Origin of the sequence: Rhodococcus erythropolis R138 (genome assembly GCF_000696675.2) — a bacterium.
GTDB classification, from domain to species: Bacteria; Actinomycetota; Actinomycetes; order Mycobacteriales; family Mycobacteriaceae; genus Rhodococcus_F; species Rhodococcus_F erythropolis.
In genome coordinates, this window is the sequence record NZ_CP007256.1 from 37,253 (window position 1) to 56,885 (window position 19,633).

Below are 19,633 nucleotides of genomic sequence, written 5' to 3' on the forward strand. Positions count from 1 at the left end.
CGGCCGGTAGTCAGCCCGACGACGAAGACCCCTCACATGACGTGCGGGGCTTCCGTCATACGTGGCCGGCTCATGTACCGCTGGGCGGTGTTATCGGTGAGATTCGCACGATGTTCGCGATCTCGTCGTTGAACTTGCCTCGGCATGTGGCATTCCAATGCGCGACGGCTTCGACATATTCGCCCAATGCTTCGGGAGTCGTGTCGCTTGGCCCCAGCGGAAGCAATTCCACATCGGCGAGGGTGCCGACCAGCGGCGGCAACGGCTCGGTTCCTTCCCAGATATCGAGGATTGCTGCCAGAGTCTGTATGTGCGACGTCCATTGCTCGGTCAGGGTCTGGCGCGCAATCGCCTCGCGGCCGATGAAAGAAAGCGGCACGGAATTTCGCCGCAGTTCCGGAGCTTCGGCGTAGGTGGAGATGCGAAGTAGGTGGTAGGTGGCAACGGACCTCGCGGCCAGGGTCAGATGTGATTGTCCGAGTGCGATCTGGAGGTCACGGGCCGACCGTGAGAGCCTCTCGAACACTTCCTTTGATCGGGTGAAGATCGCCCGAAAAGTCGCCTCGTCAGCTCCGTCCCTATCGTACGAGCGATTGATCTCGACCAGCTCTGTCATCGCCTGGCGGGCGTCCTCGACGAATCTCCGTGCGAATGCCCGTCGGCGTTCCTCTGCGACCAGGAGACGGTCGTGTGCGAACTGCTCGGCGATTAAGTTCCGGTCGTGCTTGAACTGTGCTTTGAGGAATCGGTACGCCACGTACAAAGCGATGAGCGAAAGGAGCAACGGAAGCCCGGTGTCGGCCAGCCACTCCGCGTTCCAAATCTGCGACCAGAAGTTCTTCACGGCACATTTGAGCACATAGGCCGGACACCGGTTCGCATTCTGTGCGGCGGCGGCAATATCCGGTTACACGTCTCGTTCGGTGTCCCGGCCCTGGTTGGGTTGTGCGACGGTGCGCGGTTTTGGTTCGAGCTTCGGGGGGAGCGGTGACGGGCGGACTGCTTCGGTCGGGCTGCTCGGGTACGACAGGCGCAAGGACTTCTGGGCGTCGTCGATCTCGGCTTGCTCTTCGGCGGTGTAGGTCCGTTCGACGGATTCGGGTGCCGTCGTCGGTGTCGTGGTGGTGACCTCGTGGGCGGGTTCGTCGCGCTCGACGACCGCGACCGAACCAGTCTCGGCGGATCGTTGTGCGGCGGCGTTGAGTCGGCGGTGCACCGATTCGAGTTGCACCCGGCTCACGGTCTCGAGCTGGGCTGCGTAGGCAGCGGCTCCGGCCGCGCGTGATGATGCAGCGATCGCTTCGGTCGCCTTCATCAGTTGCCGCAGTAACAGGGCGTAGCCGGCGGCTGCGTTCAGTCCCGGCTTGCACTGCATCACGATCATCGCCGCGCCGCCCGCGGAGACGATGCCGGCCTTCTTCGGTGCGTGCTGGTGTGCGGGGATTTGCGCGGACCGTGCGAGTTGGACGGACGCTCTCGCGAGTGGGCCGGGTGTGGCTTCGACTTGGGAGGACCACGCGGCGAAGACACCGGAGGTTCGTCCGGCGGCGCGTGCCCATTGTGCTCGGTCGGTGACCGGAATGCTGGTGAGGTATTTGTTCCACTGCTCGATGTCTTGCGCGGCGCGTGCCAGCAGTTCGGGATCGGCGACGACGCTCTCGCGTCCCTTGCGCACTGCGGGCTTCTCTCGTCGTGCTGCGCGCCATTCTGCGACGGCTTCACCGGAGCTGGTGGGGGTGTCTTCCCATTCCTTGCGGAGGCGGGGGAGTGTGAGGTCCTTACCGAGGTGCCCGCCGCCGTAGAAGATCGGTTTGGCATCGGTTCCGGTGACATCGCGGTCGGGTCTGACGGCGACCTTGTAGCCGACCACGACGTCATCGCGGCCGGAGGCGAAGCGGGGCCGAACGATCAATCCTTGCCCGCGAAGTCGGCGCACGAATTCCGATTCGGACTTCGACGATGTTGCACAGGCGCGCACGCGCCGTGCGAGGAGATCGCGGTCGAGTTCGGTCTGCCCGTTGCGTCCTGCCCGCGCTGTCTCGGCGCGGTGGTATCCGCGTTCGCCGGTCTTGCTCTGACGGGACTCGATGACAGCGAGGCCGTGTTCGCGTTCGATGCGTGCGGCCGCCACGCTGGCTCGTTTCCAGTCGCGGTAGAGGTTGACCTTGGTGCCGTCTTCGCGCACGGCGGATGCGGCGATGTGGATGTGGTCGTTGCCTTTCGCTGACACTCCGTGGCGGACGGCGACCCACCTGGCGGGGCTGCGCCCGGAGGTGTCGGTGAACCCCACTTCGTCCATGAACTCGGTGGCGATCTTGTTCCACTGCTCGTCCGTCAGCTCGCCTTCGTCGGCTTTGAGTGAGAGCGAGCAGTGCCAGACATTTCCGTCGCGGTACGGGTCGATCGGGTCGCGAACCTTCTTGCCGTGGCTGTCGCGGACGTCTTGGCCGGCGTCGTCGCGCAGGTAGTTCGGGATCTTGATTTCGGTGCCGAAGACTTTGCGGGGCTGGTCGATCTGCTTGCCGATCGCGAGAGCGTCGACGCCACTGAGTTCGTTGTCGTCGTGCCACGCCATGATCGCGTAGTCACCGGCCACTAGATGAGGGTCGGTGTGCTCGTTGCTCTTGCCCGGACCGGCGAGGTATGACATCAGTCCGGTGACTTTGGCGCCGCGGGAAATCTTGACGATCACGGCGCGGACATCTCGTCGAGGGTGCCCTGAATCCGGTCCGCCAAACGCCGCACGCTGACCAGTGCGCCGTTCAGTTCGGCGGGGATGTCTCCGGTTGCGTTGGTGGCTTTCGCCATCTGGTTGATGTTGATAGAAATTGCCGACAACAACCGGAACGCGGAGAACAACTCCGCAGCAAGATCGCGCCGACCAGTAGCAGTTTCACCGGAGTCGGAGAGGGCGGACTCGACCATCAGCCGCGCCACGGTGATGCGCGCTTCCTGCGCACGGCGCAGCAACTCGGACTCCTCCTCGGGAGTCACCTTCACCACGTGCCGGCCAGCTCGACCGCCCGGCACATTCTCCCGGCGTTCACGACGGAACCGGCGGGGTCGACTGACCTCGTCTTCACTCATGTCCGTCGTGCCTCCCTTCGGCCCAGCGCAGCGCCCCCACCACGTGGGGCTACACGCCAGTGTCTCAGGTCCAGAGCGCAGCGGCAAGACCTGACCCACCTTAGGGCACCTAAGTTACTATCTTGCTCTGCCGGTGCTTAGATTTCGGGGTCACTTCCGTTCTGAGTCTCGTCCCCGAAATCTCAAAAGCGCCAGGACGAGCCTGCGAGTTCCTTCGATCTCGAATTCGTCCCCATTTGGGGGCTGGTCCCGATTGTGGGTGCCTGAGACGCAGCGGAGCGGAGAGGGAAATCTCGGGCATCCATATGAGGATCGGAGCAGTCCCGATCTGTGGGCGAATCTCGGAGAAAAGAAGATGCGCCGCGCGGAGCGCGTCGATACGCAGTTCGGGTGGTTGATACGCAGTTCGGGTGGTTGATGTTGTCCACAAGCGGGCACCGGGGTTCTCGGCATTGGGCACACACCAGATTCCTCCGCTCCGCGTCTGGTGTGCACACAACGCCGCCCCGGACACCCACCTGTGGACAACGGTTTCGGTATTCGCGAGTTCCGCTTAGCGCCCGTTCAGTGGTGCACGAGCGGGCGAGATTTCTCCTACGATGTAGCGCATGAACACGACACCGAACACACCAGACTTCGACGCACTCGACGCAGCTATCAAAGCGGAAGCCGAAGAGAAGATGAAGATCATCCGTGTGGTGGCAACCGCACACAAAGAACTCCTCGATACACGCGAAGAATTCGCCCGGACGGACGCCGCGAACGTCGGCAACCTCGACGCCGCGCTGAGCGAGGCGCTGCGGGTCGGATTCACCGAAACCTCGATCAAACAGTGGCGTGTGCCGGCCGCTCGAAAGTCAACAGGCAAGCGGGCTGCACCGAAGAAGCCGGTGACAAAGAAGATCGAAACTTCGCCGTCCGCTGAATCCGGTGAGCAGAAAAGCGCTTAGGACTACACCCGATGCCCGCACCCGTTCTCGGCTCGGGGTTGACGCCGAGAACGGTCGTCCACTCTCAGCTCAAGCGCGTCACTACCGCGTGGTTGCGCCTCGTCCCGGCCCGCACCCAGCTCTGAATCTTCTCAACGGGATCTCTGTGCTTGGCGATCGTCTTCACGGCGCGCACGGCGTGCATGACCCATGGGAGAGAACCTCACCAAAGCGTTCGTCGCGTAGATCATCTGGGCGACGGACTCCTGGTTCAGCCAATTGAAAGTGGTCAGTTCAACTCTGCATTCGTCATGCAACTCCAAGTAGCAAGATCGGTCGACCGGAAACTCGATGAAGGTCTTCGCCCGAGCGGACGACGCCGACGACCTCACCGCGGCAAGAGATGTCGCGCGCAGCCTCTCGCCTAACCAAGCCCCAGCAGCGGTGGCTCGCTCGTTTGGTCAATTCGATCTCTCGGTCGGACATAATTCGGTTGATTCGACGTGACGCGTGTCTGGGCCGTGCTTTGCTCGCTTGGTCGCACACGCGACCAAGCTTCGACAGACGAAAGGCATGCCGTGCGCATCCGCAAGGTTTTGGTCCGCTGGTACAAATCGTTCAACTACGACTACGAATTGAAGTTCGCGCCGTCGTCGAAGAAGAAGGATTGGCAGGTGACGGGCGATGGTTGGCTGCCGCACATAACAGTCAGTCTCGAGCACGACATCACTGCTGTGGTCGGCGCCAATGAGTCTGGCAAGTCCCATCTGCTCGATGCCATCCACATTGTGCTCTCGGGAGAAGAACACTCCCGTAGTGACTTCTGCCGTTACTCGACATTGTTCTCGGTCGAGAAGGACAAACGCCTGTACCCGGAAGTAGGCGCTCAATTCGCACTGTCGGACATCGAGCGAAGCGAACTTGCTACTTTGAAAATCCCGCTCTACAAGAATGACGACCTTCTATTGTTGCGCCCCGAAGCCGGAGTCGTGCAGGTCCTTAACACCGATGAGAAGCGGGTTCTGCTCAGCGGGGCTCAAGCCGTCGCGCTACAGGCGTTACTACCAAAGGCTCACAAACTCCAGACTCAAGTAGACCTCCCCGACTCGGTATCGCTAGCCTCCCTCGCCGGAATTGAGCCCGTCCCCTCAGGACGGAAGAACCGCATTGATCTGTTGCGCTTCCTGGCCGGAGTGAGCGGTCTGGAGGCCCTTAGGGAGCAAGCCAGCACCTTGTTCGCCCTTATCGATCTGGCCCCCACCACGACCGAGGATGAAACTGTGCAGGCGCTGGCCGCAAAGCAGCAAAAACTGGGTCAAGACTTACTGACAAAGATCGCACGCATCGATCGGAGCGCCTTCGCCGACCTCTATAACGCGATCGCAGAAGAGCGTGAAGGCCTGGTCAACGCTCTTATCCAAAAGATGAATGACTCCATCGCCCGACACCTCAACGTCTCAAGGTGGTGGAGCCAGGATGAGGACTTCGCACTCCGAATCTCGCCGCGTGAGCACGAGCTGGTCTTCACGATTCGTGACCGTACTGGTACCGACTACTCGTTCAGCGAGCGCAGCCGCGGACTGACATATTTCTTGTCGTACTTTGTTCAACTCTGGTCTCACGAGCGACCTTCAGTGCCCGAAGTGCTTTTGATGGACGAGCCCGACGCATATCTGTCGGCCACCGGGCAGCAAGACCTACTACGAATCCTGGAGTACTACGCCCACCCCGACAACACCGATCGCACCGACCAAGTCGTGTATGTAACGCACTCCCCGTTTCTCATCAACCGCAACTCCGGTCACCGCGTCCGCGTCGTTGACAAGGGCACCGGCGACGAAGGCACGCGGCTCGTAGCCGACGTGACACAAAATCACTACGAGCCGCTACGCACCTCCCTCGGAGCGTTTGTAGCTGAGACCGCGTTCATCGGCGGCGACAACCTCTTTGTCGAAGGCATCTCCGACCAAGTGCTGCTTTCCGGCATGAACACCCGCCTGCGACTCGCCGGTGCCGCACCGAGTGCCACCCTGGACCTCAACCAGGTAACGCTCGTACCCGGTGGCTCGAACATGCCCTACATGCTGTACCTGGCACGCGGACGAGACCAGTTCAAGCCTGCGTGTGCAGTCCTGCTCGACAGCGACGGTGCCGGTCAGGAAGCTCGACGACAGATCCTCAAGGGTGGAGCCAAGGGACGTCCGACCGTGGCAAAAGAATTGATTGTAATGCTTGGGGAGGCCGTGCCGGACGCTGTGACAGAACCTGGCGTGGTCGTCGAGGAGCCCGAGGACCTGGTCCCGTTGCCACTAGCTGGAATTGCAGCACGCCGCTACGCCACACACCTACTCGGCTTAAGTGTCGACGAATCCACTGCGTTGACCGACGAGGCGATCTTAGCCTGCATCTCACCGGAAACACCTTCTCTGTGGGATGCCATCGAGACAGCTTTCCGCTCTGCTTTTGACACTGGCATAGGCAAGGCAGGCTTCGCCAAAGAGTTGATCGCCTACCTCGGTGAACACGCCAACGACCAAGTGCAGCCTCGAGAAGTGAAGGTTATTGACGCGAACTTCGCAGCCCTCATAGCCAAACTGAGCACCACCTTGACAACTGCACGCGAGAATGAGGCGGCCCGGCGTCGTGACAGGCGCGTTGAGCAGCTCATTACCGAATTCTTCGAAGCTCACCCCGATGGCTGCATTCAGGACCAAGCTCTTGTCGTACTCCGTCGTATCGAAGCAGCGGCCGACGACACAGAGATCGGGGACATCATCCGAGCTGGACTCGCGACCATCAAACGCGACCACAAGCTCGGAGAGAATCCGCTCACGCGGATCGCGGCCTTCTCTGTATTTCGGACCGAATTAGAACGTCTGCCCCTATTGCCGCGGCTGAAAGACCAAGGGCGGATAGACCTCGATGACATCACAAACAGCGAGAACCAGGCAGATGCCCTGGCTCCCACAGGAACGCCTGCCGCAGTTGACACGGCCGATGCAGACGAAGCACCTCTCAGCCAGGCAGCGGACGAGGACTCCGAGGAAGAAACCGAAGTCGATGCAGACGGAGCGCCACTCAGCCCGGCGGACGAGGACTCCGAGGAAGAAACCGCCGACGAAGTTGCCGAGTAGGGGCTAGGCGATGGGTCCGAACACCGGTAAGACTAACGACGCTCGATGGGAAAGTTGATGGACAGTTGGAGTCCAAAGTTTCGGCCGCGTAAGTGGAAGCGGGACAAGGCGCAGTTCGCGGCCTGGATGGACGGTGCAGTGGTTCGCTCGCGGTGGAAGCGTCGTAGGTTCGGAATCTGGCGTGAGGATCAGTGTGCAGTCCGGGCGCAACGCGCGCGTATCGCGGAGTGGCAGCGTCGCGCGGAGCGGGTGGCGAATCCGAGTCCTGAGCTTATTGCGGCGTATCAGCAGTTGCAGGCTGCGGAAGCGGCGTCCGGTGCCCGGATTGGTTGCGCGCGCGGCGGCGATATGAGCGACCCGAAAACGATCCGGGCTCTTGCTCGGCTGCTGAGCGATCACGCGAACAGAGTTTCATAGCGCCGATGGGCGGGGCGGCAACAGTCCTGCTGGTCAGTCCATTTCGGCGGATGACAGTTATCAGTCTCGGTTGTGCCCCTGTTCGCGTTTGCGATTCTCCGCGGGTCGCAATGTTTCGGATGTGGCCGAGCTGCGGCCTCGTGTCGTTGTCGGTGGCGACGGGAAGGCGAGTCGCACGTTGCGCATGAGGTCCTCGAGGTGGGCGCCTTCGGCGGACCGCGCCGATACCGGTGGGTGCGCTTCGGTGAGGGCTTTGTTCAGCACCGCTTCGAGGCGGTCTGTTCGGGTGGTGGATTGGTTGTAGAAGCGTGCGTAGACGAATTCGGTTCGTAGCGGCGCATTTTCGGCGAATTGTGCGATGTCGAGTTCGTATCCGGCATGGCGGGAGAGTTCGGAGAAGAACACGAATTGTGTTCGGGTGTTTCCTTCTCGGAAACTGTGGATGGTGTTGATTTCGCCCCAGTGTTCAGCGAGACCGGTGAGGAATTCTTCGCGGCCTCGGCCGCGGAGGAGGTCTTGTTTCGCGAGTCGGCGGAATTGGAGGTCGGCGGCGTCGGCGATGGCGGGGGCTGGGTAGTAGCCGTAGTTGACCGTGGGCGCGTGGGGATCACCGGGAGGATAATTGACGACGTCGGGTCCGCTTTTACTCATTTGGTTGAGTGGGCCGGTACGTTCTTTTCCGGCCCAGTCGTAGACGTCTTGGAACAAGGTCCGGTGGATGGCTTTGAGGTGGTTGTAGTCGAACTTTCCGGAGACCGGTGTGCGGGCTAGTTCACCCATGCGTATGTGGGTGGCAGCTTCTTCGTAGCTGCGGAGCTTGTCAGGATCCGTTGTTCCGTACGGTTCGGCTGTGCTGGTCAGCTTGTTGCGTAGAACAGTTGTTCCTGGGATGTAGTAGTCATCCCAGGAACGGAACTGCGAAGTTTTCGGCGGCAAGGGTCGTCAGTACCCCAGTGTGCGGCGCAGCGCGGACAGCTCTTGTTCTGCTGTTTTCTCGCCTGTGAGTACTCGGCGGGTCGCGGCTTCGTTTTCTTCGGTGACGGTACCGCCGGCCAGTCGAACGCCGGCGGTGGCGAACTGGACAGATTCTTCGATGCTGCGAGCGCCCGCGTGCTGGTCGGCGACTTTGCGTGCTGTGGTCATGAGCATTGCTCCTTGCGTTGATTTCGTGCTGTGAGCGCTGCAGCGATGGCAAGGCTCACGGCTTCGTCCCCGGTGATTTCTCCGCGTAATTGCCTACGGCCGATTTCGAGATCAGCGGCGGTGGGTTCCATACCTGCCATGCGGTGACCGGCGGTCGCTGCGGCAAGTGCACGATCGATTTCAGCTTCGGTCAGGCGCGATTGCGAAATGAGCGATGAGGGACGTGTGGTGAGGTGGGAGTCGGTCACCAGCGCTCCTTCATCGTCTCAAAAGTTTGTTGGCACGGGACGTGCACATCGTTATCTATTCTACCTGATCATTGCCGGTTTTCGAGGATGAGCGACCACTGGAACGGGGCCAAAACGGAGCACGGAAGCCGACATTCTCCGCAAACTGAGCCGGAATATTGTCGCTTGAATTCACGGCGCAGATGAGATGACCTGATTTGCTCGGCATCACGGCTTGATGCCCACATCTGCGCTCTGGCGCTGTTACCGTCTCCGACCTAAACAACCGCCGCGCTCAAAACCTGGGGCGTCAGTGTTGATCTTCAGATTCAGTCGGGTAACAGCTTGAATCGAGCGTCAGGAGCCGGAAGTGACCTTCGTCAGCGATGCTCCGATGCCACTGCTTGGGATGCTCGCGTCACTAGGTCACTGCCGGCGGTCCAGCTGATATCAATCAGGCGCCCGCATGCGAACTCCCAACTGTGATACCTGTCAGACCCTGCACCTACCGTCATCCGGTACCAACAGCTCGAATCGAGATTTCAGGAGGCCGGTGATGTCGTTCGTCAACGACGCCCCACTGCCGCTTCCCGGGATGCCCGACAGCGTCCCCGCACCGCCTGCGTTCCAGATGACGCTGATTGGTCAACCGCAACCGGTCCGGATCCCCGAACGCTTGTGGCGGTCCTGGCTCGACGATTCTGCTGTCGTTTTCCGATTTCAATCCAAACGCTACCGACGACAACACAATCAGTGCTGGCCTTGGATCGGCGGGGTGTCCTCGACCGGGCATGGTTCCTTCCGGGCGGCGAGTCTGCCCGGGCCGTCCCGTCGAGGGACTGTGCCGGCGCATTTGTTCGCCTACCAGCTCGAACACGGCGTGATTCCGCGGTTGGGATGGTCAGGCACCGATGACGCTGTGCTGTGTCACCAGTGTGACTTCGCGGGCTGCACCAACCCTACCCACATGCTTCTGGGAACCAATCGCACCAACCGCAGCGAGTACGATCTCCGGCGCCGCAACATCTCCAGCCCACTTGCCGATGTCCGCGGCCCCGCCGGCCGCACGCGAGCCATCGCCGACGCCATCCGAACCGGCATCGACCGCAACGAAGACCTTGACAGCATCGAGGAAAGCATCCGCGACGCCGAGCAGGCCGGGCTGCCGTTCACGCTGTGGTGATTCGGGCTGCCGTGACATAGTTCGTGTCATGGGGCAGACGACGGGAACGGTGCGGGAGTGGCACGGCGAGCTGGGTTGGGGAGTGCTGGACTCCCCGCAAACTCCTGGTGGATGCTGGGCGCACTTCAGCAACATCGACGGGCCCGGATACCGGACTCTGACTGTGGGTGCGACAGTCGATCTCGACTGGGAACAGACGGAACAGGACGGCTACGCGTTCCGGGCAATCCTGGTAAAGCAGCGCGGCGCGTAAGGGCCACGAAGCTGCGGGCGATGAATCTGACGGAAATGATTCTCAGTGAGATGCACGCTGTCGAGGACTGGGTTTCCATCGCTGACGTACTCAAAGCGATGGGGCCGACGTCGTTCGTGGCCGATCGAGGCGATGTTCAGCGCGTTCTGGATTGTGTCGATACCAGCGATCAACTGCGGTTGGGACGTGTGGGCGATCAATTCGTCGAGATCGCGAAGCCGCTACCTGTCACGGAACTCATGGACCGCATCTTCAGCGAGGACGGTCCCGCCGACAGGTCAGCGGCCATGATGGAGCTGTTCATCGATCAAATCCGCCCGGTGGGCTAAAGGAGCAAACCCGCATGAGCAAAGTGACAGGTTCGGTCAGGGTTTGGTATGCCGAGCAAGGGTGGGGTGTATTCGACTCCGCGGAGACTCCCGGCGGATGTTGGGCTGACGCCAAAGAGGTGATGCCGATGGAGCAACCCCTCGATCTGTACCCCGGCTCGCCAGTCAGGTTCGCCTGGATGGACATCAGCCCGTTGCTGATCGAAGGTTTCCGCTACCGCGCGCACTCCTTCTATCCGATCGACGAATCGCTGGAACTCGACGACGAGGATTACGAACTACTCGATCTCGAAGACGCCGTCATCCTCGACGACGAACCACCGACGTCCGCGGAAGATTTCGTTCGGGACTCGGAGGTCGGGGTCCACCAGGGCGCGGTGCCACAACGCATCAGTCGCATCGAACTCAATACGGGCGCAGACAGATCACCGGTGATCGACGATGATCCCTGGCGTCAGAACGGACCACTGACCGGCGATTTCGAAGCCCTCAACGACAATGCTGCTGCTCCGCAACTCGTCCGTCACAATCCCGAGTTGGTGGCGTTGATCATCGCCATGAATGAGACCGACCAACGACGCGTAGCGCGTTGGTGCGTCAACAAGGCATATGAGCGCTCCGGCCTGGCCGTGCTGGATTGGGTCGCGCCGGCGCTTTCGGCATTCAATCGCGGCGATCTCAACATGCCGGCGCCGTTCCAGGATCTGACGGACGCGTCCGCGCGGTGGTCAGCGGAAGGGTACCCCTCGTCTGATCTGTACCGGGGCGAGATCCGGCCGCTGAGTGAGCTGCGCAGTCCGTTCGACAACGACCAAGGATCACTCGCATACAGTGCACTGCCAGCGTTGTTCCGCGCTCAACAATCCGATGCACTCGCAGCAGCTATCGGGGCCTTGTCGGACGCTTCGCATACCTTCGGTCCCGCCGTCGATGAACTTCACAACGCTCTCATGCGAGAGTTTCGCAAACCGTAAACGCTTCCGAATGAAAGTGGCTGATAGCAATAGTGCAACTTTCGTATACGCCCCCGTTGCCGGCCTTTTGGCTGATGCGCGACGGCCGGCAGCGAGTCGTGCGTCCGCATCGGTACGCGCTGATGCTCGAACTCGGTCGACCGTTGACCGATTCCGAGTTCGCGATCCACGAAGTGTGCGACAACCCGATCTGTGTCCGGGCCACGACGAGCATCGCCGGACGTCCGCATGTGGTTGCGGGTACGCAATCACAGAATCTTGTGAGGATGAGCGCGAAAGGTCGCGGCGGCGGCCGGGGACAGAGCTGGCATTGGTACGGGCCGGATCGTGCGGCGCGGGTTGCTCGGTTGCGAGCGCTGCGCGAAGCATTGCGCAACGGTTGGGATGCGGAAGCAGTTCAAGCGGTGTTGCGCCACACAAGCACCGCGACACTTTTTTGATGAGCGAAGGGCACCAGAAGATGAGCGAGAACTTCACTCCGCGGGAGCGGTCTGCTGTGGAGGCGGCCGCGTACCAGGCAACGAAGCACACGCAAAGGATCACCGATGCGGATCTCGTTGCAGTCGTGGCGGGTTTGACCGGAACTTCGGTTGTGCAGACTCCGCGTATCGACATCGCTTTTCCGGCGGCGGGCGATTCGGACGAGCTTTTCCACTGAACGACGCACGACGCGTCCGGGTCGCCGGTGCGCGCAGTGTGGCGCAGTGGTTGTAAGGGCTCGATGCCCGAGCAACCACCACCGCGTACGGGGGCGGCCCCGACTCTCTCGAGTTGAGTCGGGGCCGCGTTTTTGTCCGTTCGGCTATTCGGTGTCGAGTTCGATTCCCATCGAACGCGCTACCTCGACGCCGATGGTGGCAAGTTCGGCGATGGTCTCGGGCTTGAGTCCGGCCGTGCGGGACGAGTCGAGCAGCTTGAGCAACGTCGTGAGGCTGGGATCGACGCCGATGGCGTTCGCGGCCTCGAACGCAATTCCGGCGGCAATTCCGTCGCCGTCGACGTATGCGGCCAACCCGGCAAGGGTGAGGATCTGGACTCGGTAATTTCCGCGTAGGTGCGCGGCGATGGTGCCGAAGGCGTCCGCTGCCGCTTGCGGGCTGATCGTGACGATTCCGATCATGGCATCGCGGTGGTGCGGGTCCGCTGCCGCGCACACTCCGGCGCGGGCGGCGAGGTCGAGACTGGGAACCTCGAAATTGCGCACGACTGCGGCGATTTCCGTGATCGTGTTTCGTGCGAAGTCCTCGCCCTGCTCGGCTGCGGCGGCGCGGGCGGCATCCATGTCGGCGGCCGTGTCCTCGCGGTAACGCGCTTCGATCTCGGCGCGGCTGCTCGACGTCTGACGCCCGCTCATGATTCGGTTCATGCTGACCTCCGACAGGATCGGGTCGGCGGTGCGTCCACTCTCCTCGCCGTTGGTGTCGAACCACTCCGCTCCGATTTCGAGAGACTCGGCGACAAGGGTGCGGACGCTGCGGATTCCCCTGCTGTCGAGCTCGCGCTGAGCTGCCTCGATCTGATCGAGTCCGGCGGCTGCCACCGGACCGGCGCCGACGACAACCCAGATAACCGACGTGACTGCCGCTTGCTCGAGTGCGGTGCTGTAGTCAGCTGCCGCATCAGCGCCGATGACATCGGTGCGCGCAACGAACGCGAGCGTGGCCGGTGATCCGGTGAGAGCGCTCATCACGACGGAATTGACGGGGACGAATCCGAGCAATGCCGGGATTGCGGCCAAGACGTCGGTGGCGGTCCTCAAACGGATGTTCTGCATGTCGTTCCCCTTGCTGTGAAAGTGACCGGGCCTCGTGCCCCGCCAATTTTTTTCGCCTTCTGGCAAAGGAGAATCGCGTCGGCATGAGGGGGCCGGAGTGCCACCCCTGGACCGAGAAAATTTTCGGCGGGAGCTTGCGAGTGGCGAAAATTTCTCGGAGCCATCGGCCGGCGCTTGCGCCGCCAGGGGTTGCGCGCAGGTCACCGCCGACGAGAATCGGAAGGCCAGAAGTGAAAACAAATCAATGTTTTTCACAGAACGGAGCGCAGCGGAGTTCATTTCGGGGGACACCGAAGGTGGCCGGCCAACAGGCAGGCGTCGCCCTTCCGGCGACCACATGGTCTTCGGGTTCGGTACGTCGTCTCCGCGAGGGGCGCGCGTTGACTGGACGCTGGTGAGTTACCCCGCCACACCGGAAACGTCGCCTTGAGCGCACTGGGTTGAATGGGAGCGGTTAAGAGCCTGTTACAGCTCACACAAACTATCGTAAGTCGGTTGACTAAGTCGATAGTTCGTTTTATATTCCCATTATGGCTCAGATCACAGGCCTGCTCAGATTTTCGGCCACCTCGACGCGGCCGGCCTATGGGCGTTTTGGCTGGACACAATCGAGTCATGCTCGCTTCGTCGCCGGGGGCACACACCAGTGCATCAACGCGCAGTCGAGGATCCCCGATGAACCGCCCAGACGCACACGGGGGGCGAACAAGTTCCTGCCGCTCGTACCGACATCGTCTATTTCGAAGTTTCCGGCGGCGAGTACTTCAACACCGGGTCGATCGCGTGGATCGACTCCCTTCTCCACGCGGACACCGACAACGACATTTCACGTATCACCGAAAACGTGTTGCGCGCGTTCGTGGTTCATGGATTGCGCCCGGCAACAACGCGCCGACATCGGATCTTGCTGACTGCTATAGGTCGATTGACTAAGTCGACAATGCGTCTTACATTACTCACACATGACCCAGATCACACTCGGTCCTTCATTCAGGGAGTTCACATGACAGCCGACAACCGATTGGTGGGCAACTTGTCCACCTTCAAGATCGTGACGATGGTGGTGGCCGCAGCAGCACCGATGGGGGCGGTCATCGGCATCATCCCGATTTCCATGGCGATCGGTAGTGGATCGGTGACTCCGCTGATCTTCATCGTCACCGCCGCGTTGTTGTTGTGCTTTGCCGTGGGTTATGCGGCGATGAGCAAACGAATTTCGGCATCCGGCGGTTTCTACACCTACATCGCCAAGGGGCTTGGGCGCCCTGCTGCTATGGCTGCGGCGGTTATCGCGATCTGCGCCTATCTAGCGCTGACCCTCTTGCTTCTGGCCGGCGTGGGCAATTTCGGAAGCACCGTGGCAGATCGGTTGACGGGCAACGATGTTCCGTGGTGGATTTTCGCGGGAATCGCTCTTGCGGTGGTAGCGGTGATGGGAGCGCGCGAGATCAGCGTCGCCGGCAACGTCCTGGCTGTCCTCCTGGGCATCGAAATTCTGGCCATCGTTGTCCTCGATGTAGCCATAGTCAGCGACAAAGGACTCGCCGCATTCCCGCTCGCTGCGATGAATCCCGGCGATCTCTTCACGGTGGGCTCCTTCGGGCTGGGGGTCATGTTCGCATTCACCACGTTCCTCGGATTCGAATCCGCGGCCATCTACGCCGAAGAGTCACAAAACCCGAAAAGGACTATTCCGCGCGCCACCTATGCCGCAGTCCTGTCGATAGGAACTTTCTACGCCATCACCACATGGATCATGGTGGGTGGCATCGGCACGGAGAATGTCACCGACACTGCGAGTGAAAAACTCAGCGGCCTGGCTTTTTGGCTCAGTGGCCAGTACGCCTTCAGCGCACTCACCACCGTCATGTACATCACGGTCCTCACCAGCCTGCTAGCTGCAATGATCGCCCTCCACAACGCGACAAGCCGATACATCTTCTCCGTCGGACGCGAAGGGGCACTGCTCCCCACCTGGTTCGGCGTCGCCCACCCCAAGTACGACACCCCGGCGCGCGCAAGCGCGGTGGTCACTGTCATCACCACGACGGTCACGCTCGGGTTCGCGATCTCGGGCGCGGACCCGTACCTGAAAATGCTGACGATCATGACCGGAGTCGGCACCCTGGGAATCATCCTCCTCCAGGGCCTCACCGCCGCGGCGATCGTCGCCTATTTCTGGCGGAATTCGAGGAGCAATACCGGCGCCATCGTCGGATCGGCCGTCGGGTGCGTCGCGTTCGCCATCATCTCAGTGCTCATCGTCAACAATTTCAAGACGCTGGTGGGCACAGAATCGAATTGGATCAACATTCTGCCGTGGGGCCTGCTCGGTGCAGCAGTCATCGGTTACTTCTGGGGCCTTTGGCTCCGGTCGAATCGACCGACAGCCTATGCGCGCATCGGAACCTTCGGCGAGGGCACAGCCGATTCACAGGACACCGATATCGTCCCGGCGCACAGCTAGCAGTGCCGAACACACTCGGCGGTCGCGGGCAGCGCACGTGTGCGACCGAGCAGACCTGGCATCGCATGTGCAACGCCCGCATGATCGGGTATCGTCGATCCTAAGTTGGTCAGTCGACTAATTCAACTGACCAAAATGAGTCTCGTCGTTCGATCGAGCGACGACAGATGGAGGAGACCGCTATGACGGCACACCACGCAGCAGGCACTGCATCCCGGGTTGCGCTCGTGACGGGAGGGGCCCGCCCCCGCGGAATTGGGGCGGCTGCCGCGCGGCATCTCGCGCGCGCCGGCTATGACGTGACGCTGACGGACATGATTCCCGGCGGCGAGCACGGTGCCGAAGCCCGTCGCAATCTCGAGGAAACGGCCGACGCGATCACTCGGTCAGGCGGATCGGTACTGATTCATCCGCTCGATGTCACCGACACCGACCAGATCGACGCGGCCATTGAAGCGACGATCGACGCCTTCGGTGGACTGGACGTCTTGGTCAACAATGCAGGAACTGGCGCAGGTGTCGGCGCATTCTGCGACATCGATGACGCCCGCTGGGACCTGTCATGGCAGGTCAACGTCATGGGTCCCGTCCGCCTGAGCCGCGCCGCTCTTCCCCACCTTTCGAAAAATGGGGGGAGCATCGTCAACGTCGCCTCCACTGCTGGGATCGCCGCTGAGGCGGGCTACGGCGCCTACGTCGTCACCAAGCATGCCGTGGTCGGGCTGACCAGGCTTCTGGCAGCCGAGCTCGGTCAGCACGGAATCCGAGTCAACGCACTGGCCCCAGGAATGATCCACACCGATTTGGGGGCAGCCGAGCTCGGACTGATCGCCGATTCTGCTGGCACCAGTGTAGAAGAAGCAACACAGGCGGTCGTCGCAGGAATCCCGCTCGGACGTCTGGGCACAGCCGATGACGTAGCAGAAGCCATCACCTGGCTGGCCGACGCTGCCGGCTACGTCTCAGGAGCGGTCCTCCCGGTTCACGGCGCCGCGGCCTCCGGACTGAACTGACCGAGCCTGCCGTGCCATGCCGCCCGGCAACACCGAGACTGTGCCGCGCCGAAGCGCTGCACGCACCGCCGTATTGGTCCCACGAATCGACAACCTGGCCCAAACACAGACGGCCATTGAAGCCAGAAAGAACGACGAATGACTGACAACGAACCCGCCGGACAACTCGTTCAGCGTGAGCGCCTCGGCGCGGTCGAGCTGTTGACGCTGAACCGGCCCGACCACCTCAACGCATGGACCGCGGATCTCGAGGAGGAATACTTCGCCGCACTCGAAGAGTGTGAGCGCGACGCGGAGGTGCGGGCAATAGTGGTGACAGGAGCGGGGAGGGGATTCTGCGCCGGCGCGGACATTCACGGTCTGAAGGGCGCCAGCGAGTCGGGGACGGTGCGCGCACCAGGGCGACTTCCCCTCCAATACCCTCTTTCCCTCGGCACACCGTTGATCGCGGCGATCAACGGTGCCGCTGCGGGCATCGGGCTCGTCCAGGCGCTGTACTGCGATGTCCGCTTCATCGCGCCAGAGGCTAAAGTGACGACCGCTTTCGCCAAACGCGGACTCATCGCCGAGTACGGAATCGCCTGGCTCCTACCGAGAATCATCGGCACCAGTCGCGCACTGGATCTACTGCTGTCTTCCCGAGTTGTGACCGGCCAGGAAGCCCACGCGATCGGATTGGCGGATTTCGTGGTACCCCCAGACGCACTCGTGGACACCGCAGTGCGTTACGCAACCACTCTCGCGACATCGTGCTCCCCGACCTCGATGCGCACGATGAAGTCACAAGTACGCGACGGTCTCGACACCGACTTCACCACCGCCGTACGCAGATCCGAGATCGAGATGGCCGCATCGTTCGCAGGAGCAGACTTCACCGAAGGCGTCACCAGCTTCCTCGAACGCCGCGCACCACAATTCGCTCCATTGACATCAGCGCACTGACGGTGCCCTACTTATCGCCAAAACAATTTCTGCACAACATAATTCAGTCTGGAAAGGCACTCGCATGAGGACACGAATCACCGAACTGTTCGACATCGACTATCCCATCATCCAAGGCGGGATGCATCACGTCGGCTTCGCCGAGCTCGCTGCCGCAGTCTCCAATGCGGGCGGGCTCGGGTTCATCACCGCACTCACCCAAAAGACACCCGATGATCTCTCGGCCGAGATCGACAGGTGCCGGGCCATGACCGACAAACCGTTCGGGGTGAACCTGACGTTCCTCCCGACCGTGAATCCACCGGACTACGGGGCCTACATCGAGGCGATCATCGGCGGGGGGGTACGCATCGTCGAAACAGCCGGCAACGAACCCTCGAAATGGATGCCGCTACTGAAGGACGGCGGAGTCAAGGTCATCCACAAATGCACCACCGTCCGGCACGCGCTCAAAGCTCAGACCATCGGTTGCGACGCGGTCAGCGTCGACGGCTTCGAATGCGGCGGGCACCCGGGTGAGGACGACATCCCCAACATGATCCTGCTACCCAGAGCCGCCGACGAGTTGGACATACCCTTCATCGCGTCTGGCGGACAAGCCGACGGGCGTTCACTCGCTGCATCGCTCGCTCTGGGCGCCGAAGGAATCAACATCGGAACCCGATTCATCGCAACGAAAGAAGCACCGGTTCACGACAACGTCAAACAAGCCCTGGTCGACGCCACCGAGCTAGACACACGATTGATCATGCGGCCCCTGCGCAATACCGAGCGCGTGCTCAACAACGCAGCAGTGGAGCGGTTGCTCGAGAAGGAACGCACACTCGGCGACGCGATCACGTTCGACGACATCCGAGCCGAGGTCGCCGGGGTGTACCCGCGTGTCATGCACGACGGCGACGTCGACGCCGGTGGGTGGTCCTGCGGCATGGTGGTCGGCCTGATCCACGACATCCCCACCGTCGCCGAACTCGTCACGCGGATCGTCGCGCAAGCTCGCGACATCATCGACAAGCGTTTGCCCGTCATGATGAGCTGAAGTCGCCGGCCAGTTCACTTACCGAGCACTGCAGCGGCTGGCGTGGCCAGAGTAGTGAAATAGCCTGCAAACGCATCGATGGAAGCCTCCGCGGCCTCGGAATTACGGTCCGCCAGCCACCCGAGCACGACTCCATCGATGGCGTTGGTCAACATTCGAGCGATCACCGGACGCGGCAGATACCACTCGACACCCGCAACCTCCTCCATGGTTTGCAGTGACCGCTCGGTCTGGGAGTAGTAGTGCGTGTACTGCCACTCGGCCAGCATCGCAAGCTCAGGCTGCCGCAGCACGTAAGTGGTCAATTCGTAGCCCACCAATTGACGCTCGGGGTGTGCTTTGGCCTTCTCCCACGCGCTACGAATACCGCTACGAAAAGACTCTTCCACATCGGTGGTCACCTTCTTCGCGTCGATGGCGGCGTCGATCATCGTCCCGATGGTGATGTGAATCAGCTCCTGCAGGAGCTCCTGCTTGGAATTGAACGAGTAATGAAAAACGCTCTGGTGGACCCCCGCTTCGGCGCAGATCGCCCGAGTGGTCGTCTGCGCAACACCGTCTCGAGCCATGACATGAAACGCAGCCTCGACCAAATCTCGACGCCGCTGCTCTACCGGTACGCGTGCCACGTGACCTCCCAACTCCGAACGCCCGACTGAGGCGATGATCAATTCGCATCTCAGTCTAAGTCACATGACCCACATCGCGATCGAAGTGCACCA

The 19,633-nt window shown here is 61.5% G+C and carries 21 protein-coding genes; 13 read left to right on the forward strand and 8 right to left on the reverse strand.

Annotated features, from left to right (window positions below):
• Nucleotides 1-70: 70 nt before the first annotated feature.
• The 3 genes from H351_RS28835 to H351_RS28845 all read right to left on the reverse strand — a co-directional run bounded on the left by H351_RS28835 (nt 71) and on the right by H351_RS28845 (nt 3,087).
• Nucleotides 71-844 carry a hypothetical protein gene (locus H351_RS28835; protein ID WP_029257098.1) on the reverse strand — a complete coding sequence of 258 codons (774 nt, stop codon included), beginning with the start codon at nt 842-844 and terminating at the stop codon, nt 71-73.
• Nucleotides 845-907: 63 nt separating this feature from the next.
• Nucleotides 908-2,692 carry a relaxase/mobilization nuclease domain-containing protein gene (locus tag H351_RS28840; RefSeq protein ID WP_029257097.1) on the reverse strand — a complete coding sequence of 595 codons (1,785 nt, stop codon included), beginning with the start codon at nt 2,690-2,692 and terminating at the stop codon, nt 908-910.
• Nucleotides 2,689-3,087, reverse strand: a complete 399-nt coding sequence (locus H351_RS28845) for a plasmid mobilization protein (RefSeq protein WP_029257096.1) — start codon at nt 3,085-3,087, stop codon at nt 2,689-2,691. Before H351_RS28845 ends, H351_RS28840 begins: the two co-directional genes overlap by 4 nt.
• 608 nt (nt 3,088-3,695) lie before the next feature.
• On the opposite strand from H351_RS28845, the gene H351_RS28850 reads away from it, so the two are divergent.
• The 3 genes from H351_RS28850 to H351_RS28860 all read left to right on the forward strand — a co-directional run bounded on the left by H351_RS28850 (nt 3,696) and on the right by H351_RS28860 (nt 7,567).
• Nucleotides 3,696-4,037 carry a hypothetical protein gene (locus H351_RS28850; protein ID WP_029257095.1) on the forward strand — a complete coding sequence of 114 codons (342 nt, stop codon included), beginning with the start codon at nt 3,696-3,698 and terminating at the stop codon, nt 4,035-4,037.
• A gap of 557 nt (nt 4,038-4,594) precedes the next feature.
• A complete protein-coding gene (locus H351_RS28855) occupies nt 4,595-7,150 on the forward strand; it encodes an AAA family ATPase (protein WP_051636625.1) in 2,556 nt (851 codons plus the stop codon).
• Nucleotides 7,151-7,195: 45 nt separating this feature from the next.
• Complete coding sequence (locus tag H351_RS28860) at nt 7,196-7,567, forward strand: hypothetical protein (protein ID WP_029257093.1); 372 nt, start codon at nt 7,196-7,198, stop codon at nt 7,565-7,567.
• A gap of 60 nt (nt 7,568-7,627) precedes the next feature.
• On the opposite strand, the gene H351_RS28865 is transcribed toward H351_RS28860, so the two are convergent.
• From H351_RS28865 to H351_RS28875, 3 genes are read right to left on the reverse strand one after another with little or no spacing between them, the layout of a single operon-like run.
• Nucleotides 7,628-8,503 carry a Fic/DOC family protein gene (locus tag H351_RS28865; protein WP_081051207.1) on the reverse strand — a complete coding sequence of 292 codons (876 nt, stop codon included), beginning with the start codon at nt 8,501-8,503 and terminating at the stop codon, nt 7,628-7,630.
• Between the two features lie 6 nt (nt 8,504-8,509).
• Complete coding sequence (locus H351_RS28870; protein WP_144440138.1) at nt 8,510-8,710, reverse strand: hypothetical protein; 201 nt, start codon at nt 8,708-8,710, stop codon at nt 8,510-8,512.
• Nucleotides 8,707-8,958 carry an antitoxin VbhA family protein gene (locus H351_RS28875; protein ID WP_037121482.1) on the reverse strand — a complete coding sequence of 84 codons (252 nt, stop codon included), beginning with the start codon at nt 8,956-8,958 and terminating at the stop codon, nt 8,707-8,709. Before H351_RS28875 ends, H351_RS28870 begins: the two co-directional genes overlap by 4 nt.
• Before the next feature lie 535 nt (nt 8,959-9,493).
• On the opposite strand from H351_RS28875, the gene H351_RS28880 reads away from it, so the two are divergent.
• The 6 genes from H351_RS28880 to H351_RS28905 are packed head-to-tail and all read left to right on the forward strand — an operon-like array spanning nt 9,494 to nt 12,334.
• Nucleotides 9,494-10,120: a hypothetical protein gene (locus H351_RS28880; RefSeq protein WP_029257089.1), complete on the forward strand. Its 627-nt coding sequence runs from the start codon at nt 9,494-9,496 to the stop codon at nt 10,118-10,120.
• A 28-nt stretch (nt 10,121-10,148) separates the two neighbouring features.
• The gene (locus tag H351_RS28885; protein WP_029257088.1) at nt 10,149-10,373 is read left to right on the forward strand and encodes a S1 domain-containing protein; all 225 of its coding nucleotides are present in this window, start codon (nt 10,149-10,151) and stop codon (nt 10,371-10,373) included.
• A gap of 20 nt (nt 10,374-10,393) precedes the next feature.
• A complete protein-coding gene (locus tag H351_RS28890) occupies nt 10,394-10,702 on the forward strand; it encodes a hypothetical protein (protein WP_029257087.1) in 309 nt (102 codons plus the stop codon).
• A 14-nt stretch (nt 10,703-10,716) separates the two neighbouring features.
• The gene (locus H351_RS31950; protein WP_144440139.1) at nt 10,717-11,676 is read left to right on the forward strand and encodes a hypothetical protein; all 960 of its coding nucleotides are present in this window, start codon (nt 10,717-10,719) and stop codon (nt 11,674-11,676) included.
• 56 nt (nt 11,677-11,732) lie between these two features.
• On the forward strand, nt 11,733-12,116 hold the full coding sequence (locus tag H351_RS28900) for a hypothetical protein (RefSeq protein WP_244891512.1): 384 nt from the start codon (nt 11,733-11,735) through the stop codon (nt 12,114-12,116).
• Nucleotides 12,116-12,334 (forward strand): carboxymuconolactone decarboxylase family protein, encoded by a 219-nt coding sequence (locus H351_RS28905; protein ID WP_244891513.1) that lies wholly within the window; start codon nt 12,116-12,118, stop codon nt 12,332-12,334. The genes H351_RS28900 and H351_RS28905 overlap by 1 nt, the downstream gene beginning before the upstream one ends.
• Before the next feature lie 144 nt (nt 12,335-12,478).
• Here the strand turns inward: H351_RS28905 and H351_RS28910 are convergent, their stop codons facing one another.
• On the reverse strand, nt 12,479-13,450 hold the full coding sequence (locus H351_RS28910; protein WP_029257083.1) for a DUF4192 domain-containing protein: 972 nt from the start codon (nt 13,448-13,450) through the stop codon (nt 12,479-12,481).
• A 1,003-nt stretch (nt 13,451-14,453) separates the two neighbouring features.
• Here H351_RS28910 and H351_RS28920 point away from each other — a divergent pair.
• From H351_RS28920 to H351_RS28935, 4 genes are all read left to right on the forward strand, one after another.
• Nucleotides 14,454-15,917 (forward strand): APC family permease, encoded by a 1,464-nt coding sequence (locus H351_RS28920; RefSeq protein ID WP_051636624.1) that lies wholly within the window; start codon nt 14,454-14,456, stop codon nt 15,915-15,917.
• A gap of 182 nt (nt 15,918-16,099) precedes the next feature.
• Entirely contained in the window at nt 16,100-16,930 is an 831-nt protein-coding gene (locus H351_RS28925; protein WP_037121513.1) for an SDR family NAD(P)-dependent oxidoreductase, read from the forward strand.
• A gap of 138 nt (nt 16,931-17,068) precedes the next feature.
• On the forward strand, nt 17,069-17,872 hold the full coding sequence (locus H351_RS28930; RefSeq protein WP_029257079.1) for an enoyl-CoA hydratase-related protein: 804 nt from the start codon (nt 17,069-17,071) through the stop codon (nt 17,870-17,872).
• A gap of 64 nt (nt 17,873-17,936) precedes the next feature.
• The gene (locus tag H351_RS28935; RefSeq protein ID WP_029257078.1) at nt 17,937-18,911 is read left to right on the forward strand and encodes an NAD(P)H-dependent flavin oxidoreductase; all 975 of its coding nucleotides are present in this window, start codon (nt 17,937-17,939) and stop codon (nt 18,909-18,911) included.
• 14 nt (nt 18,912-18,925) lie between these two features.
• Here the strand turns inward: H351_RS28935 and H351_RS28940 are convergent, their stop codons facing one another.
• Nucleotides 18,926-19,540 carry a TetR/AcrR family transcriptional regulator gene (locus H351_RS28940; protein WP_037121477.1) on the reverse strand — a complete coding sequence of 205 codons (615 nt, stop codon included), beginning with the start codon at nt 19,538-19,540 and terminating at the stop codon, nt 18,926-18,928.
• Nucleotides 19,541-19,633 lie beyond the last annotated feature (93 nt).